Here is a 17,622-nt window from a genome sequence, read left to right as displayed (position 1 = left end):
ACGGTAGCGGGGCGCGTCAGGCGGGCGCCCCTTGCGGCTGCGGGGCGTCGGCCAGGCCGAGGTGGTCGCGCAGCGTCGTCCCGGTGTACTCCGAGCGGAACAGCCCGCGGCGCCGCAGCTCGGGCACGACGTGGTCGACGAAGTCGTCGAACCCGCCGGGCGACTGACCGACCGAGAGGATGAAGCCGTCGGCCTCTCCGCCGGTGAACGACTCCTCGATGCGGTCGGCGACGTCGGAGGCCGTCCCGACGAACTGGGGGAGCAGCACCCCCTGCGCGTAGAGGCCTCCGATGTCGCGCAGCGTGAGGCTGTCGCGCTCCGACAGCCGCCGCGCGACGTCGAACAGTCCCTGCGTGCCGGCCACCTGGACGTCCTCGACGGGCGCGTCGAGGTCGTACTGCGAGAAGTCGTGGTCGGTGTGCACCGACAGGGTGTGCAGGCCCGAGATGGGGTCGGCCAGCTCGTTGTGGAAGGCCTGCTTCTCGCGGGCGATCGACTCGGTCTCGCCGACGAACGGGATGAACGACGGGAAGATCTTGACGTGGTCGGGGTTGCGCCCCGCGTCGGACGCCCGGCTCTTGACGTCGTCGTAGTACGCGCGGCGACCCTCGGGCGTCGGGTCGATCTCGAAGATCGCATCGGCCCAGCGCGCCGCGAAGTCCTTGCCCTTGCCCGACGAGCCGGCCTGGATCAGCACGGGACGTCCCTGCGGCGACGCGGGCGTCGGCAGCGGGCCCTGCGTCTTGTAGAAGATGCCGTCGTGGTTCACGGCGTGCACCTTGTCGGGGTCGGCGAACACGCCCGACTCCTTGTCGAGCACGAGGGCGTCGGGTTCCCAGCTGCCCCACAGGGCGACGGCGGCCTCGACGAACTCCTCGGCGCGGTCGTAGCGGAGGTCGTGGTCGAGCGCCTCGGCGAGCCCGAAGTTGCGGGCCTCCGCGCTGCTCAGGGACGTCACGATGTTCCAGGCCACGCGACCCCGGCTGAGGTGGTCGAGCGACGCGAAGATGCGCGCCACCTCGAACGGGTGGAAGTAGGTCGTGCTCTTGGTGACGGCGATGCCGAGGTGACGGGTCACCGCGGCGATGCTGGTCGCGACCAGCGTCGGGTCGAGCGTCGCGGCGGCCTGGGTGCCGCGCCGCAGGGCCTCGTCGGGCCCACCGCCGTAGTTGGTCGGCACGGCCAGCAGGTCGGCGAAGAACACGAAGTCGAACGTGCCGCGCTCGAGCGTGCGCCCGATGCGGTGGTAGTACTCGGCGTTGAGGAAGTCGGGGTCGGAGCCGGGGTGGCGCCAGGCGGCGTGGGAGTGCGTGACGTTCGAGGCGATCTGGAAGCCGCCGAGGTGGAGCTGGCGCGTCATGGGTCGGTCCTTCGTGTCGGGAGGGGGTGTCCTGACGGTAGGCAGGCCCAACCCTTCGATCGACGGGTTCTCGGCCGGTGGGACGGCCGCACGCGCGGCCGCGGGTCGTGTATGCGCCGGACCCGTCGGGCCCGGCTGGCACAATGACCCGGTGAGCGAACCGCTGGTGATGGGGATCGAGTCGTCGTGCGACGAGACGGGTGTCGGCATCGTCCGCGGCACCGAGCTGCTGGCGCACGCGCTCAGCTCGAGCATGGAGCAGCACGTGCGCTTCGGCGGCGTCGTGCCCGAGGTCGCCAGCCGCGCGCACCTCGAGGCGATGGTCCCGACGCTCGAGCAGGCCTACGCCGAGTCGGGCGTCCGGGTGCAGGACGTCGACGCGATCGCCGTCACGAGCGGGCCGGGTCTGACCGGCGCGCTGCTGGTCGGCGTCGCCGCGGCCAAGGCCCTGGCGCTGGCGCACGACAAGCCGCTGTACGGCGTCAACCACCTGGCCGCGCACGTCGCGGTCGACCAGCTCGAGCACGGCCGGTTCGGCGAGCGGGTCGCGGCGCTGCTGGTCAGCGGCGGCCACACCGAGCTGCTGCTCGTCGACGACATCGTCACCGACATCACGCTGCTGGGCCAGACGATCGACGACGCCGCGGGCGAGGCCTTCGACAAGGTCGCCCGCCTGCTCGACCTGCCCTACCCGGGCGGCCCGCACATCGACCGGGTCGCGCGCGACGGCGACCCGTCGGCGATCGCGTTCCCGCGCGGCCTGACGACGGGCCGCGACGTCGAGAAGCACCGCTACGACTTCTCGTTCTCGGGCCTCAAGAGCGCCGTCAGCCGCCACGTGCAGCACGAGCAGCGCATGGGTCGGACGTTCGACGTCGCCGACGTCGCCGCGTCGTTCCAGGACGCGGTGTGCGACGTGCTGACGAAGAAGGCGATCGCCGCGTGCCGCGAGCACGACGTCGACACCCTGATCATCGGCGGCGGCGTCGCGGCCAACGCCCGCCTGCGCCACTACGCGCAGGAGCGTGCCGCGAAGGCCGGCATCGAGGTCCGCATCCCGCGACTCGGGCTGTGCACCGACAACGGCGCGATGGTCGCGGCGCTCGGCGCCGAGGTCGTCCGCCGCGGCATCGCGCCGTCGTCGCTCGACCTGCCGGCCGACTCCGGCATGCCCGTCACGCAGGTCGTGGCGGCCTGACGTGACGAGCCCCCGCACGTCCCCCCGTCGTCGCCGCGCCCTGCCGGCCGTCGCGGCGCTGACCGCTGCGGCCGTCGTCGCCGCGGGCGCGGTGTGGTGGACCGGCCGCGACGACGACCCGCGCCCGTCGACGTCCGCCTCGTCCGCCGCCGCCCAGCGTGACGAGAAGACCGACGCCGAGACCGGCTGGGTGCCGACGGACGCCGAGCGGGCGGAGGCCGTCGAGAAGGCCGACGCGCTGCCCCTGGAGGACCTCGCGGGCCAGCTCATCATCGCCCGCAGCTTCTCGAACGAGCAGTCGCTGGCGCTGGTGCGCGACCGGCACTTCGCCGGCGTCATGGTCACGGGCCAGCAGATCCTCGACGTCACGACCGACGACCCGCTCGAGGACGTCAAGGCGTTCAACCAGCAGCTGCAGGAGGCCGGGGCCGGCCGCGGCTTCCCGGTCATGGTGCCGATCGACCAGGAGGGCGGCCTGGTCGCCCGCCTGACCGATCCGCTGACGACGTTCCCGACCTTCATGTCGGCGGGCGCCGCGATCGCGGGCCACGGCGCCGACGGTGCGGCGGCCGTGACGGCGGCGACCCGTGCATCGGGTGCCGAGCTGCGGGCCGCGGGCTACAACACGGTGTTCGCCCCCGACGGAGACATCACGATCGGTCCGGCCGACCCCATCATCGGCAGCCGGTCGGCGGGCTCGGACCCCGACGTCGTCGCGCAGGCCGTCGTCGCCGCGGTCGACGGGTACTCCGAGGCCGGCGTGATCTCTGCGGTCAAGCACTTCCCGGGGCACAACGTGTCGACCGACAGCCACAAGGGGCTGCCGGTGCTCGACAGCGACCGGGCGCGGCTCAGGTCGCACGACCTCAAGCCGTTCGAGGCCGCGATCGCCGACGCCGCGCCGGGCATCATGACGGGGCACCTCGACGTCGCGGCGATCGACAAGGGCGTGCCCGCCTCGATGTCGCGCAAGGTCATCACGACGGGGCTGCGCGAGAACCTCAACTTCGACGGGCTCGTGATCAGCGACTCGCTGGGCATGGGCGCCGTGATGCAGCGCTACCCGGGCGGCGACTCGACCGTCGAGGCCATCAAGGCCGGCAGCGACCTGGCCCTGATGCCCGCCGACAACGAGCAGGCGTACGACGCCGTGCTGGCGGCGCTGAGGTCGGGCGAGATCCCCGAGCAGCAGGCCCGCGCCTCGGCCGCGCGCACGATCGCGTACCTGCTGCACGCCGAGGCGTCGCCCGAGCTGCCGGGCGAGCCGGGCAGCCACGGCGACGAGTCGCAGGCCCTGAGCGCGATGGCTGCGACGGTCGTGGCGCACCCGTGCCCCGTCCCGTCGATCACGTCGGTCAGCCCGTCGGGCTCGTCCGAGGCGGTCGCGGCCTTCCGGGTCGCGGCGCAGGAGGCGGGCCTGCCGATCGGCCCCGGCACGTCGGTGGCGCTGCTGGGGCCGGGCGTGTCGGCCGCCAGCGCGGACGTCGTGGTGTCGACCGACACCCCGTACGGCCTGGCGCGCAGCTCGGCACCCACCAAGGTCGCGCTCTACGGCCGCGACGTCCCGGCCATGCGGGCCCTCGTCGCCGTCCTCACGGGCGACGCCCGCGCGCAGGGACGGCTCCCCGTCGACGTGGGCCTGCCCGCCCCGGAGCGCTGCTGACCCCTCCCCCCACGAGCTCGCGAGTGGTGCGGTCCGGGCATTCTGGGACGGCGTGTCCGACCACACCGCACCACTCGAAGACGCGAAGGCAGCACTCGCCGCACCAGGGTCAGGTGACGCGGGCGAACCGGACGACCTGGCCGGCGCGCACCTGCGCCAGGCGGTCGGTGTGGGCGTCGACGACGACCGCGACGACGGGGTAGCCGCCTGTCACGGGGTGGTCGGGGCCGAGGACGATCGGACGTCCGTCCGCCGCGACCTGCACGCTGCCCCGCACGCACGGCTCGCTCGGCAGCTCACGCGTCACGGCACGCGGGAGCGGGTCGCCGTCGAGCCGCACGCCGATCCGGCTCGACGCGGCGGAGACCCGCCACGCCGCCGTCAGGAACGTCGAGACGGCCTCCGGGGTGAACCAGTCGTCGCGGGGGCCGAGGACGACGTCGAGGGTCACGTCCCCGCCGCGGTCCAGCGGGAGCAGGTCGTCGAGGGCCGGGACGGTGCGGTGCGCGCCGGCCTCGAGCCGGTGGCCGACGGCGAGCGGACGGGGGCCGAGCCCGGCCAGCGTGTCGGTCGAGCGGGAGCCGAGCACGCGGGGCGTCGCGAGCCCGCCGGCCAGCCCGACGTACGAGCGCAGCCCGACGGTGGGAGCGCCGACCGCGAGGCGCCGACCGGCCGGCACCCGCATGGCGCGCCCGTAGGCGACCGGTCGGCCGTCCACCGTGATCGGACCGCTCGCCCCGGTCACGACGACGGTGTGGGCCGACTCCGCGAGCAGCACGAGACCGCCGAACGTCTCGACGACCGCGTCCCCGGGGTCGTTGCCCAGCAGGCGGTTGGCCCGGCGCGCCGCGGCACGGTCGAAGGCGCCCGACGGGCCGACGCCGACGTGGCCCATCCCGGGTCGGCCGAGGTCCTCGACGAGGCTCAGGGTGCCGGCGGCCTCCACCACGAGCGTCATGCGACCACGAACCGGACGCGCGCGCCGGGCTGCAGCAGCGCCGGCGGACGTCGGTCGACGTCCCACAGGACGACGTCGGTGCGGCCGATCAGCTGCCAGCCACCGGGCGACTCGCGGGGATAGACGCCGCTGAACTCGCCGGCCAGACCCACCGAACCGGCCGGCACCGACGTGCGCGGCGACGGACGGCGCGGCACGTGCAGGCGGTCGTCGCCGCCGACGAGGTACGAGAACCCGGGGGCGAAGCCGCCGAACGCGACGGTCCACGGCGAGCCCGTGTGCGCCGCGACGACCTCGTCGACGGTCAGGCCCGTGAGCTCCGCGACGTCGGCGAGGTCGGCCCCGTCGTACGTCACGGGGATCTCGACGGTCGCCGGTGCGACGTCGTCGACCGTCCGGGGCGTCGTGGCACCGACGAGGTCGCGGCACCACGCGGGCTCGCCCCGCACCAGCACCGTGCGGGCGCCCAGCACGACCTCGGCCCGTCCGTCGAGCGCCGCGAACCACCCGCGGGCCTCGTCGAGCGACCCGCAGTCGAGCAGCACGGCCCGGTCGCCGCACGGCAGCACCCTCACGGGGCGGCGACGACGGCGCCGGCCTCGTCGAGGGCCCTGCGGACGGCGCGGGCGAGGTGCAGCGCGCCGGGGGAGTCGCTGTGGACGCAGAGGGAGTCGACCGTGCCGAGCAGCCGCAGCGCCTGGGCGCCGGCCTCCGCGGGGTCGTGCAGCACGGCTCCGGGCTCGCTGCGCGGCACGAGTCGTCCGTCGGTCGTGTAGGCCCGGTCGGCGAATCCCTCGCGGACGACCGGCAGCCCCGCGGCGGCCGCGAGCGCGAGCGCCCGCGAGGTCGGGAGCCCCAGCAGCGGCAGCGGGCGGTCGAGCACGCGCAGGGCCTCGACGACCGCCTCGGCCTGCGCCTCGTGGTGGACGATCGCGTTGTAGAGGGCGCCGTGCGGCTTGACGTACGTGACCTCGCCGCCGACCGCGCGCGCCGCCTCGTCCAGCGCGTGCACCTGGCGGACGACCTCGTCCGTCAGGTCGGCGGGTGCCATGTCGACGAAGACGCGGCCGAATCCCGCGCGATCGGGGTAGCCGACCTGCGCGCCGATCGTGACGCCGCGCTCGACGGCGGTCGCGCACGTCTGCGCCATGAGCTCGGCGTCGCCGGCGTACGCGCCGCAGCAGACGTTGGCCGACGTCACGACGTCGAGCAGCAGGACGTCCTCGCCGGTGCGCCAGCGCTGCCACGACTCGCCGAGATCGGCGTTGAGGTCGACCCGCATGCCCCCACCCTAGGGACGTCAGGACGCCGGGGACACCGCGTGGTCGCGCGCGAGTGGTGCATTCCGTGGCGCGAGTGGTGCGGTGTGGTCGGACACGCCGTCCCAGAACGTCCAGACCACACCACTCGCGGATCTGGGCTGGGGTGGGGTCAGGTGCGCTCGACGAGGAACGCGCGACCCTGTCCCTGGACACGGGTCATGACGACGAGCGCCTTCGTCGGACCCTTGAGCTTCATCCGGCGGACGAGCTCCTCGGGGACGACGTCGACGCCGCGCTTCTTGATCGTCAGCGTGCCGACCCGGCGCGCCTGGAGGGCGGCCCTCAGAGGCTTCTCGCGGAACGGCAGCTCGTCGACGACCCGGAAGCTGCGGGCCAGCGGGGTGTCGGCCGCGGCGTCGGAGCTGACGTACGCGATGTGGGGATCGGGCAGCCACCCGCTGAGCGACGCCGCGAGCTCGCCGACCGCGCCGGCCCGGATGACGGCGTCGTCGGGCTCGTGCAGGTAGGCGCCGACGTCGGCGACCTCCGGGGCCCCTCCCTCGGCCACGAGCGTCGCGCCCGACGGCAGCACCGTCGCACGTCGCTGCGTCGTCGCGAACGGGACGCCCCACAGGCACGCCTCGACGAGGTCGCCACCGTCGCTGACCCACTCGGCCTCGACGCCGGACGGGACGGCGTCGTGGGCGAGGCCGGGCATGACCTTGGCGACGGCACGCCCGGCGAGCAGCTCGCGCACCCAGTCCCACGGGGGCTGCAGGTCGGCGGTCGAGAACGTGCGGCCACGGCCGTCGCGACGGGCCGGGTCGACGAACGCGACCTCGTCGGACCCGATCGACACCTCCCGCGCGTCGGCGCACACGACCTCGCCGTCGAGGCCGAGCGCCCGCAGGTTGGCGGTCGCGATCGCGGCGCGGACGGGGTCCTGCTCGACGCCGCGGACCGCGAGGCCCGCCCGCGCCAGCGCGATCAGGTCGCCGCCGATGCCGCAGCCGAGGTCGACGACGGACGTGGCACCCGTCGCGGCGAGCCGGGACGCCCGGTGCGTCGCGACCGTCGTGCGGGTCGACTGCTCGAGGGCGTCGTGCGTGAAGAACAGGTGGGGTGCATCGGCGCCGAACTTGGCCGCGGCCCTGCCCCGCAGGTGGTTCTGCGTCACGGCGGCCGCGACCAGGCCGGGCTCGTGGGTCCGGCGCAGGCGCGTGCCGAGTCCGAGGTCGCTCTCGACGCCGGCGCGTGCGGCCACCTCGGCGAGCAGCCGCTGACCGTCCGGGGCCAGCAGCTGCTCGAACGTCTCCAGGTCCATGGGGAGAAGTGTGCCGTGTCGGCCGAAGGACGTTCGCCCAGCGCGAAACGAGCTGGCAGTCCCTTGGGGCGAGTGCCAGCGTCGTGCTAGGTTTCGTATTGGCACTCTCCCTTCGAGAGTGCTAAAGATCCGGTGAGAACGACCCCCGCGACGGCGTCCTCACCACCGTCCAACGTTCACCCGTTGAAAGGGGAGGTCGACACGTGTCGGTCACCATCAAGCCGCTCGAAGACCGCCTGGTCATCCAGGTCGTCGAAGCAGAGCAGACCACTGCGTCCGGACTCGTCATCCCGGACACCGCCAAGGAGAAGCCCCAGGAGGGCATCGTCGTTTCCGTGGGCCCCGGTCGGGTCGACGACAACGGCAACCGTGTCCCGCTGGACGTCGCCGAGGGCGACAAGGTCATCTTCAGCAAGTACGGCGGAACCGAGGTCAAGTACGCGGGCGAGGAGTACCTCATCCTCTCCGCGCGCGACGTCCTCGCCGTCGTTTCGTGATCTGACGCCCCGGCGCCCCCTCGTGGGGCGCCGGGGCTCTCACGCCCCCACCAGCAGCACCCATTGATTTCCTGAAAGAGGCTGACATGCCCAAGATCCTCGAATTCGACGAGAACGCCCGCCGTTCACTCGAGCGCGGCGTCGACAAGCTCGCCAACACCGTCAAGGTCACGCTCGGCCCCAAGGGTCGCTACGTCGTCCTCGACAAGAAGTGGGGCGCCCCCACGATCACGAACGACGGCGTCACGGTGGCTCGCGAGGTCGAGCTCGACGACCCGTTCGAGAACCTCGGCGCCCAGCTCGCCAAGGAGGTCGCGACCAAGACCAACGACGTCGCCGGTGACGGCACGACGACCGCGACCGTCCTGGCCCAGGCCATGGTCCACGAGGGCCTGCGCGCCGTCGCGGCCGGCGCCAACCCGGTCGGCCTGAAGAAGGGCATCGAGGCCGCCGTCAAGGCCGTCGTCGAGCAGCTCCACTCGGTCGCCCGCGAGGTCGACGACATCAAGGACATGACCGACGTCGCCACGGTGTCGTCGCGTGACGCGCACATCGGCGAGCTCATCGCCGAGGCCTTCGACAAGGTCGGCAAGGACGGCGTGATCACGGTCGAGGAGTCCAACACGATGGGCACCGAGCTCGAGTTCACCGAGGGCATGCAGTTCGACAAGGGCTACCTGTCGCCCTACATGGTCACCGACACCGAGCGCATGGAGGTCGTCCTCGACGATCCCTACATCCTGGTCAACCAGGGCAAGATCTCGTCGGTCAGCGACCTGCTGCCGATCCTCGAGAAGGTCGTTCAGGCCGGCAAGCCGCTGTTCATCATCGCCGAGGACATCGAGGGCGAGGCCCTGTCGACGCTGGTCGTCAACAAGATCAAGGGCACGTTCACGTCGGCCGCCGTCAAGGCGCCCGCGTTCGGCGACCGCCGCAAGGCCATGCTGCAGGACATCGCGACCCTCACGGGCGCCGAGGTCGTGACGCCCGACGTCGGTCTCAAGCTCGACACGATCGGCCTCGAGGCCCTCGGCACCGCGCGCCGCGTCGTCATCACCAAGGACGACACGACGATCATCGAGGGCGGCGGCGACAAGGCCGGCGTCGACGGTCGCGTGGCCCAGATCAAGGCCGAGATCGAGAACACCGACTCCGACTGGGACCGCGAGAAGCTCCAGGAGCGCCTGGCCAAGCTGGCCGGCGGCGTCTGCGTCATCCAGGTCGGCGCGGCCACCGAGGTCGAGCTCAAGGAGAAGAAGCACCGCATCGAGGACGCCGTCTCGGCGACCCGCGCGGCGATCGAGGAGGGCATCGTCGCCGGTGGCGGCTCGGCACTCGTCCACGCCGTCTCGGTCCTCGACGACAACCTCGGCCTCACGGGCGACGAGGCCGTCGGTGTCCGCATCGTCCGCATCGGTGCCGACGCCCCGCTCGAGTGGATCGCCCGCAACGGCGGCGTCTCCGGCGAGGTCGTCGTCAACAAGGTCCGCGAGAGCGGCGAGGGCTACAACGCGGCCTCCGACACCTACGGCGACCTGGTCGCCCAGGGCGTCCTCGACCCGGTCAAGGTGACGCGCTCGGCGCTCGCCAACGCCGCGTCGATCACCGCGATGCTGCTGACGACCGAGACGCTGATCGTCGAGAAGCCGGCCGAGGAGGCCGACGACGCGCACGCGGGTCACAACCACTGAGGTAGCGCGCGCTGCATCGACCGCACCACAGGCGGGCCGTCCCCTCGGGGGCGGCCCGTCCGCGTCGTGGGGCGGTCGGGTGCACCGGCGGGTACCGTCGCGTCGTGACCCACGACTTCGCCGCCCTGAGGGCCGAGCTCGACCTGCCGCCGGCCTCGGCCACGGACCGTTTCCCCGCCGACGTGCTGGCCGAGGCCACGGTCGTCGCCGAGCTGGGGCTGCCCGACGTCCCGGACGAGACCGACGTCCCGTTCGTGACGATCGACCCGCCCGGCTCGCGCGACCTCGACCAGGCGGTCTTCCTCGAGCGGGTCGGCACGGGATTCCGGGTGCACTACGCGATCGCCGACCTCGGCTCGGTGATCCCCGCGGGCGGGGCGATCGACGCCGAGGCCCGGCGACGCGGGCAGACGATCTACCTGCCCGACGGTCGCGTGCCGCTGCACCCGCCGGTGCTGTCGGAGGACGCGCTGAGCCTCCTGCCCGACCAGGTGCGTCGCGCGGCGCTCTGGTCGATCGACGTCGACGAGAAGGGTGTCGCCGGACGGGCGACGGTGCGCCGCGCCCGCGTCCGGTCGGTCGCGCGGCTCGACTACGAGGGCGTGCAGGCCTCGTTCGACGCCGGCTCGCCGCACCCGTCGGTCGAGGCGCTGGCCGATCTCGGCCGTGCCCGTCGTGCCCTGCGGGTGTCGCTCGGGGCGATCGAGCTCGCGCTGCCCGAGCAGGAGGTCGTCGCCCGGGGCGACTCGTGGGCCGTGCGCATGGCGCGGCGCACCGAGGTCGACGCGTGGAACGCCGAGGTCTCGCTGCTGACGGGGATGGCCGCGGCCCAGCTCATGCTGGAGGCCGGCACGGGCCTGCTGCGGACGCTGCCCGCGGCCGGCGACGACGCGCTCCGCGGCTTCCTGCGCACGGCCCGGACGCTCGGCGTCCCGGTGCCCGAGGGGGCCACCGCCTCGGAGGTGCTGGCCGCGCTCGACCCCGCCCTCCCCGCGTCGATCGTGCTGATGCGCGAGGCGACGGGGCTGCTGCGGGGAGCCGGCTACGAGGCGTTCGACGGGGCTCCGCCCGAGCAGCCGCTGCACGCCGGCATCGGAGCGCCGTACGCGCACGTCACGGCCCCGCTGAGGCGCCTGGCCGACCGCTTCGGCACCGAGGTCTGCCTGGCGATCTGCGCCGGTGTCGAGGTGCCCGCGTGGGTGCGCGAGGCCCTCCCGTCGCTCGGCGAGACCATGCGGACGTCCGACCAGCGGGCGTCGCGGGCCGATCGCGGGGCGATCGACCTGGCCGAGGCCTGGGAGCTCGCGGGACGGGTGGGGGAGTCGTTCGACGCGGTCGTCGTGCGCGCCGACGACGACGGCGGTGGCGGCGAGGTCATGCTGGTCGAGCCGCCCGTCGTCGCGCGGTGTGCGGGTCGCGGTCTGCCCGAGGGCCGGCTCGTCGCGGTCGAGCTGACGGAGGTCGACGTGGCCGGAGGGCGCGTGTCGTTCGCCTATGACGAGGCCCACACGTCAGCTTAGGCAAACCTAGGTTAGGCTGCCCTTCGTACTGGTGCCCGACCCTGGAGAAGAACCTGTGAACCGACGTATCACCGCCGCCCTCGCGGCCGCAGCCGCCCTGGTGACCCTGGCCGCCTGCGGCTCGTCCGACTCGGACGGGGGATCGGCCGACACCGCCGCGTTCTCGTTCACCGACGACATCGGCACGACGATCGAGCTCGACGAGATGCCCGACCGCCTCGTCGTCCAGTCGTCGATGGCGGCCGCCCTGACCGACCTCGGCCTCGGCGACAAGATCGTCGGCGTGTTCGGACCGCTGCGCGCCGACGGCGACGCGGCGCAGGTCGCCGGCCTCGACGTCGACGCGGTCGAGGACGTCACGGGCGGCGGCGAGTACGGCGACGTCGACGTCGAGAAGGTCGTCGCGCTGAAGCCGGACCTCGTCATCACGAGCCAGTACCTCGCCCCCGACCTCTGGTACGTCAACGAGGCGTCCGCCACCGAGCTGAAGAAGCTCGCCCCGATCCTCGTCGTCGACTTCGACGGCAAGACGCTGCCCGAGCTGCTGGACGGCACGGAGCGTGCGGCCGAGGCGCTCGGCGCCGACCTCGACTCGGCGAAGGTCACGGCCTCGCACGAGCAGTTCGAGGCGGCGGCCGACCGGGTCAGGGCCGTCGGCGAGCAGCTCGGCGACCGCACGATCCTCGCCGGCTCGTACTCGACCGACCTGTTCTACGTCTCGAACCCGAAGGTCAGCCCCGACCTGTCGTACTGGGTCGACGAGCTCGGCCTGCCCATCACGGTGCCGAACAACCCCGACGAGGGCGGCTACTTCGAGAGCCTCAGCTGGGAGAAGGCCGACACGTACCCGGCTGACGTCTTCCTGTACGACGACCGCATCGGTGCGGCGGGTCTGACGTCGCTCAAGGCCGAGAAGGTCTTCGGCACGCTCAAGGCCGCCCAGGACGACGCCTACGTGCCGTGGACGTCGGTCGCCCCGCCCAGCTACCAGGCCTACGCCGACCTGATGGACCGTCTGGCCGACGACCTCGGCGCCTTCGCCTGAACGCGCGGCCGGTGACGTCCCCCTAGGGACGTCACCGGCCACGCGTGCGCGGGAGTGCGCCTATTCGGCGTCGAGGCGCCGGGCGGCGAGCCCCGCGATGAAGATCTCGAGCTTGCGGTCGTACATGCCGCGCCCGCTCCAGACCTCGTCGTTGTCGTAGGCCTTGAGCACGGGGATGTCGTCGCGCCGCAGGTGGGCGCGCTCCATGCGCGCCAGGCGGGCCATCTGGGCCGAGCTGTCGAGGGCGAGCGCGATGACGAACTCGACCGCGACGGCGGCGTCCTCGGGCACGAAGTGCTGGTCGCGCAGCGCCGTGACCCAGGCGTCCATCATCGTCAGGACGGCCGGCGATGGCTTGGGGGCCATCTGGGACGCGCGGTCCAGACCGGGGTGCGCGTCGCACGCGCGCCACACGGAGTGGCCGACCTCGCGCAGCAGCTCGTCCCAGGGCAGGTCGTCAGCGGGCCACGTGGTGGCGAGGAAGGCGCGGTCGAGGGCCTGGACGAGCAGGTCGTCGCGGTCGGTGACGTAGCGGTAGAGGCCCGAGTGGGCGACGCCGAGGCGGCGAGCGACCGAGGGCATGCTGAAGGTGGCGATTCCGTCCTCGAGCGCCGCAGCGGCGATGACGTCGACGGTGAGGGCTCGGGGGCGCCCTGGCTTGCGTTCCATGGACGCAGCGTACAACTGCGGCGGGAACCCGTCAGCGCGAAAGCGCTCCGGACGGGTCCGGAGCGGTAGGGCGTCGGTCACGGTGGGGACGAACGATACGATGGTCGCATGGATCAGACGGGTATTCCAGACAAGTTCGCACCGCTCGGACTGACGTACGACGACGTGCTGCTGCTGCCGGGATTCTCCGATCTCAACCCCAGCGAGATCGACACGACCTCGCGCCTGACGCGCGAGATCTCGCTCAAGGTCCCGCTGGTCAGCGCCGCGATGGACACCGTCACCGAGTCGCGCATGGCGATCGCCATGGCGCGCCAGGGCGGCCTCGGGGTGCTGCACCGCAACCTGTCGCTGGAGGACCAGGCCTACCAGGTCGACCTCGTCAAGCGCACCCAGACCGGCATCATCTCCAACCCCGTCACGATCGGTCCCGAGGCGACCCTCGAGGACCTCGACCGCATCTGCGGCGAGTACCGCGTCTCGGGCCTTCCGGTCGTCGACACCGACAACCACCTGCTCGGCATCATCACGAACCGCGACCTGCGGTTCACGCCGCTGGCCGAGTGGGCCACGACGAAGGTCGACGAGATGATGACGCCGATGCCGCTGATCACCGGCGACGTCGGCATCAGCCGCGAGGACGCCACGCTGCTGCTGCGCAAGCACAAGCGCGAGCGGCTCCCGCTGGTCGACCGCGACGGTCGCCTCGCCGGGCTCATCACGGTCAAGGACTTCGTCAAGGGCGAGCAGTTCCCCGACGCGTCGTACGACCGCGACGGCCGCCTCATGGTCGGTGCCGCGATCGGCTACTTCGGCGACGCGTGGGAGCGGGCCACGACGCTGATCGAGGCGGGGGTCGACGTGCTGGTCGCCGACACGGCCCACGGGCACGTGCGGATGCTGCTCGAGATCGTCCAGAAGCTCAAGACCGATCCGGCGACCCGTCACGTGCAGGTCATCGGCGGCAACGTGGCGACGCGCGACGGGGCGCAGGCCTTCGTCGACGCCGGGGCCGACGCCGTCAAGGTCGGCTTCGGGCCGGGCTCGATCTGCACGACCCGCGTCGTCACGGGCTGCGGCGTCCCGCAGGTGACGGCGGTCTACGAGGCCTCGCTGGCGTGCGCGCCGGCGGGTGTGCCGGTCATCGCCGACGGCGGCCTGCAGCAGTCGGGCGACATCGCCAAGGCGCTGGTCGCCGGTGCCGAGACCGTCATGATCGGCTCGATGCTGGCCGGCGTCGAGGAGTCGCCGGGCGAGGTCATCTTCGTCAACGGCAAGCAGTTCAAGGCCTACCGCGGCATGGGATCGCTCAGCGCGATGAGCAGCCGGGGCAAGAAGTCGTACTCCAAGGACCGCTACTTCCAGGCCGAGGTCACGAGCGACGACAAGATCGTGCCCGAGGGCGTCGAGGGGCAGGTCGCCTACCGGGGGCCGCTGTCGGCCGTCGCGCACCAGCTGATCGGCGGGCTCAACCAGTCGATGTTCTACGTCGGCGCCCGCACGATCCCCGAGCTGCAGGACAAGGGCCGGTTCGTGCGCATCACGTCGGCCTCGCTCAAGGAGAGCCACCCCCACGACATCCAGATGACCGCCGAGGCCCCGAACTACTCGAGCCGCTGAGCCGCCGTCCGGCGAGGCGTGGCGAGCGATCAGGAGTACTGCGGCCCACGCCGCGCCGCGTGACGGCGAGGGATTGGGCCGCCGTGGCCCGCGAGCGATAACCTCACTCAGGTGACCAATCGCAACGTGGCCGTGTTCATCGACGCCGAGAACCTCTTCAAGGGGTACGGCAAGCTCGAGATCCCCGACATCTCGATGGAGCAGATCCTCGAGCAGCTCGAGACGGCCGCGGCGCGCGAGGCCGGCGCCGGCAGCATCGCCCTCGCCCGCGCGTACGCCGACTGGGGCGCGCTGGGCCTGGAGGACTACCGCCGCGACGTCGAGCGCGCCGGTGTCGAGACCGTCCAGGTGTTCTCGGTCAGCAAGGCCGAGAAGAACGCCGCCGACATCGTCCTGGTCGTCGACTGCCTGCGGGCCGCCGGCGACCTCGACCAGCTCGAGGTCTTCATCCTGGTGTCGGCCGACGGCGACTTCGTCCCCCTGGTGCGGCGCCTGCACGAGCTCGACAAGTACGTCATCGGCGCGACGCTGGCCGACCACCCCGTCAACAACGTGCTCGAGCGCGAGGTCGACCAGTACGTGCCCCTCAAGGTCAAGCCCGTCCCGCCGGCCGCGGCGCTGCAGCCGATCTTCTCGGGCGATCCCTCGTCCGCGGCCGCCGTGCTGCCCCGCCAGCCGGCCCGGGTCGCGCCGGTCGAGCCGCGCGCCGACAAGAAGGTCGAGAAGCAGCCGGAGCCGCGCCGGTCCGAGAAGAAGGCCGAGCCCAAGAAGGCCCAGAAGCGGCAGGAGCCGGCCAAGAAGGCCAAGATCTCGTGGCACGACCTGGCCAAGGAGATCGAGGTCGTCCACGACGGTCCGGCCGCCTCTCCGGCCGAGTACAAGCAGATCGTCGAGAAGGTGCTCGCCGACGACACGGTGCGCAGCTTCAGCGACCAGCTCGCCAACCAGGGTGGTCCGCTGCCGATGCTCGCGATGGCCCTGAAGGCCGCCGCGCCGCGCCTGAGCCCGTCCGACGCGCGGGTCAGCTCGCTGTCGCGCGCGCTGCGCTTCGCCCTGGCCGACACGCCGTACGCGCTGGCCCGCGAGAGCGACGACGTGCAGCCCGTCCTGGTGCGCCGTTCGACCGATCCGGCGGGCATGCTGACCGACCTGTCGCTCGACGACATCCAGCGCGGGGTCCAGTAGGTCACGGGCCGACGGAGCCTCGCACTAGGCTGTACGGCATGGCAGACATCGAGATCGGGACGGCCAAGCGCGGCCGTCGGGCGTACTCCTTCGACGACATCGCGATCGTCCCGAGCCGCCGGACGCGCGACCCCGAGGAGGTGTCGACCGCCTGGCAGATCGACGCCTACCGGTTCGACCTCCCGGTGCTGGCCGCGCCGATGGACTCCGTCATGAGCCCCGACACCGCGATCGCGCTCGGACGGCACGGCGGTCTCGGCGTGCTCGACCTCGAGGGTCTGTGGACGCGTTACGAGAACCCCGAGAGCCTGCTCGACGAGGTCGCCGGCATCGAGGGGCCGCTGGCGACCAAGCGGCTGCAGGAGATCTACGCCGAGCCGATCAAGGCCGAGCTCATCACGGCCCGTCTGCAGCAGGTGCGCGAGGCCGGGGTCACGGTCGCGGGTGCGCTGTCGCCGCAGCGCACCAAGCAGTTCGCCGACGCCGTGGTCGACGCGGGCGTCGACCTGTTCGTGATCCGCGGCACGACGGTCTCGGCCGAGCACGTCTCGGGGCAGACCGAGCCGCTGAACCTCAAGGAGTTCATCTACGAGCTCGACGTCCCGGTCATCGTCGGCGGGTGCGCGACCTACCAGGCCGCGCTGCACCTCATGCGCACCGGCGCGGCCGGCGTGCTGGTCGGCTTCGGCGGCGGGGCCGCCCACACGACCCGCTCGGTGCTCGGCATCGCGGTGCCGATGGCGTCCGCGGTGGCCGACGTGGCCGCGGCGCGGCGCGACTACCTCGACGAGTCGGGCGGACGGTACGTGCACGTCATCGCCGACGGCTCGATCGGGCGCAGCGGCGACATCGCCAAGGCCATCGCGTGCGGCGCCGACGCCGTCATGATCGGCTCACCCTTCGCGCGGGCCGTCGAGGCCCCGGGACGCGGCTTCCACTGGGGCGCCGAGGCGTGGCACCCCGACCTGCCGCGCGGCGGCCGGGTCGACATCGGCACGGTCGGCGACCTCGAGTCGGTGCTGTTCGGCCCGTCGTCGGTGCCCGACGGCACGATGAACCTGATCGGCGCCCTGCGCCGCGCGATGGCGACGACGGGCTACACCGACCTCAAGGAGTTCCAGCGGGTCGAGGTCGTCGTCGGGTGAGCCCGTACCGACTCGTCCGGGTGGGGTTCGAGCACCCTGACGCCGTCGAGCTGCGCGACGAGCACGTCACGCTGGGCAACCAGCTGTACGCCGACGACCCCGCCGCGGCCCACCGCGGAGGGTCCGAGGGCATCGATCCGTCGTCGATCGTCGCGACGTTCGTCGCCTACGACGGCGAGCGCCCGGTCGGCCACGCGTGCCTGCGCCGCCTCGACGGCGACATGGCCGGCGAGCTCGAGATGAAGCGGCTGTACGTCCGTGAGGACGCGCGCGGCAGCGGGGTCGCGGACGACCTGCTCGCCGCGGTCGAGGGCGTCGTGCGCGACGACGAGGGGGCGCCCCGCATCGTCATCCACACCGGCGACCGCCAGCACGCGGCGCTGACGTTCTACGGGCGGCGCGGGTACACGCCGATCCCGGTGTTCGCGCCGTACGAGGCCGTCACGTACTCCCTGTGCTTCGAGAAGGTCTTCGCGGCGGGCTGA

16 protein-coding genes are annotated in these 17,622 nt (G+C 72.7%); 10 read left to right on the top strand and 6 right to left on the bottom strand.

Going from position 1 to position 17,622, the window contains the following annotated elements:
* Positions 1–16: 16 nt before the first annotated feature.
* Complete coding sequence (locus tag IFT73_RS09990; protein ID WP_192167531.1) at positions 17–1,360, bottom strand: LLM class flavin-dependent oxidoreductase; 1,344 nt, start codon at positions 1,358–1,360, stop codon at positions 17–19.
* A 151-nt stretch (positions 1,361–1,511) separates the two neighbouring features.
* Between IFT73_RS09990 and tsaD the strand changes: the two genes are divergently transcribed.
* The gene (gene tsaD / locus IFT73_RS09985; protein WP_371811232.1) at positions 1,512–2,558 is read left to right on the top strand and encodes a tRNA (adenosine(37)-N6)-threonylcarbamoyltransferase complex transferase subunit TsaD; all 1,047 of its coding nucleotides are present in this window, start codon (positions 1,512–1,514) and stop codon (positions 2,556–2,558) included.
* A gap of 1 nt (position 2,559) precedes the next feature.
* On the top strand, positions 2,560–4,221 hold the full coding sequence (locus IFT73_RS09980) for a glycoside hydrolase family 3 N-terminal domain-containing protein (protein WP_192167530.1): 1,662 nt from the start codon (positions 2,560–2,562) through the stop codon (positions 4,219–4,221).
* Between the two features lie 109 nt (positions 4,222–4,330).
* Here the strand turns inward: IFT73_RS09980 and IFT73_RS09975 are convergent, their stop codons facing one another.
* The 4 genes from IFT73_RS09975 to IFT73_RS09960 form a co-directional block, all read right to left on the bottom strand.
* The gene (locus IFT73_RS09975) at positions 4,331–5,179 is read right to left on the bottom strand and encodes a biotin-dependent carboxyltransferase family protein (protein ID WP_192167529.1); all 849 of its coding nucleotides are present in this window, start codon (positions 5,177–5,179) and stop codon (positions 4,331–4,333) included.
* Positions 5,176–5,754 (bottom strand): allophanate hydrolase subunit 1, encoded by a 579-nt coding sequence (locus IFT73_RS09970; RefSeq protein WP_371811231.1) that lies wholly within the window; start codon positions 5,752–5,754, stop codon positions 5,176–5,178. Before IFT73_RS09970 ends, IFT73_RS09975 begins: the two co-directional genes overlap by 4 nt.
* Complete coding sequence (locus IFT73_RS09965; protein WP_192167528.1) at positions 5,751–6,461, bottom strand: LamB/YcsF family protein; 711 nt, start codon at positions 6,459–6,461, stop codon at positions 5,751–5,753. The genes IFT73_RS09970 and IFT73_RS09965 overlap by 4 nt, the downstream gene beginning before the upstream one ends.
* A gap of 149 nt (positions 6,462–6,610) precedes the next feature.
* Entirely contained in the window at positions 6,611–7,765 is a 1,155-nt protein-coding gene (locus IFT73_RS09960) for a class I SAM-dependent methyltransferase (protein WP_192167527.1), read from the bottom strand.
* Positions 7,766–7,968: 203 nt separating this feature from the next.
* Here IFT73_RS09960 and groES point away from each other — a divergent pair, with 203 nt between their 5' ends.
* From groES to IFT73_RS09940, 4 genes are all read left to right on the top strand, one after another.
* Positions 7,969–8,262, top strand: coding sequence for a co-chaperone GroES (groES, locus tag IFT73_RS09955; RefSeq protein WP_056606353.1), 294 nt, complete (start codon positions 7,969–7,971; stop codon positions 8,260–8,262).
* 86 nt (positions 8,263–8,348) lie between these two features.
* Complete coding sequence (groL, locus tag IFT73_RS09950) at positions 8,349–9,953, top strand: chaperonin GroEL (protein ID WP_192167526.1); 1,605 nt, start codon at positions 8,349–8,351, stop codon at positions 9,951–9,953.
* A 104-nt stretch (positions 9,954–10,057) separates the two neighbouring features.
* Positions 10,058–11,473, top strand: coding sequence for an RNB domain-containing ribonuclease (locus IFT73_RS09945; protein ID WP_192167525.1), 1,416 nt, complete (start codon positions 10,058–10,060; stop codon positions 11,471–11,473).
* A gap of 55 nt (positions 11,474–11,528) precedes the next feature.
* Positions 11,529–12,518, top strand: a complete 990-nt coding sequence (locus IFT73_RS09940) for an ABC transporter substrate-binding protein (protein WP_192167524.1) — start codon at positions 11,529–11,531, stop codon at positions 12,516–12,518.
* Between the two features lie 60 nt (positions 12,519–12,578).
* Here the strand turns inward: IFT73_RS09940 and IFT73_RS09935 are convergent, their stop codons facing one another.
* The gene (locus IFT73_RS09935; protein ID WP_192167523.1) at positions 12,579–13,187 is read right to left on the bottom strand and encodes a TetR/AcrR family transcriptional regulator; all 609 of its coding nucleotides are present in this window, start codon (positions 13,185–13,187) and stop codon (positions 12,579–12,581) included.
* 108 nt (positions 13,188–13,295) lie between these two features.
* Between IFT73_RS09935 and guaB the strand changes: the two genes are divergently transcribed.
* The 4 genes from guaB to IFT73_RS18965 all read left to right on the top strand — a co-directional run bounded on the left by guaB (position 13,296) and on the right by IFT73_RS18965 (position 17,622).
* Positions 13,296–14,807, top strand: coding sequence for an IMP dehydrogenase (guaB, locus tag IFT73_RS09930; RefSeq protein ID WP_192167522.1), 1,512 nt, complete (start codon positions 13,296–13,298; stop codon positions 14,805–14,807).
* Between the two features lie 111 nt (positions 14,808–14,918).
* Positions 14,919–15,992 (top strand): NYN domain-containing protein, encoded by a 1,074-nt coding sequence (locus IFT73_RS09925; protein WP_082556059.1) that lies wholly within the window; start codon positions 14,919–14,921, stop codon positions 15,990–15,992.
* A gap of 38 nt (positions 15,993–16,030) precedes the next feature.
* Positions 16,031–17,137 (top strand): GuaB3 family IMP dehydrogenase-related protein, encoded by a 1,107-nt coding sequence (locus IFT73_RS09920; protein WP_056606372.1) that lies wholly within the window; start codon positions 16,031–16,033, stop codon positions 17,135–17,137.
* Entirely contained in the window at positions 17,134–17,622 is a 489-nt protein-coding gene (locus IFT73_RS18965; RefSeq protein WP_192167521.1) for a GNAT family N-acetyltransferase, read from the top strand. Before IFT73_RS09920 ends, IFT73_RS18965 begins: the two co-directional genes overlap by 4 nt.

The organism is Aeromicrobium sp. CFBP 8757 (assembly GCF_014841755.1).
Lineage (GTDB): Bacteria > Actinomycetota > Actinomycetes > Propionibacteriales > Nocardioidaceae > Aeromicrobium.
The sequence above is the reverse complement of the archived record's forward strand: the minus strand, read 5'-3'. Positions and strand labels throughout refer to the sequence as shown.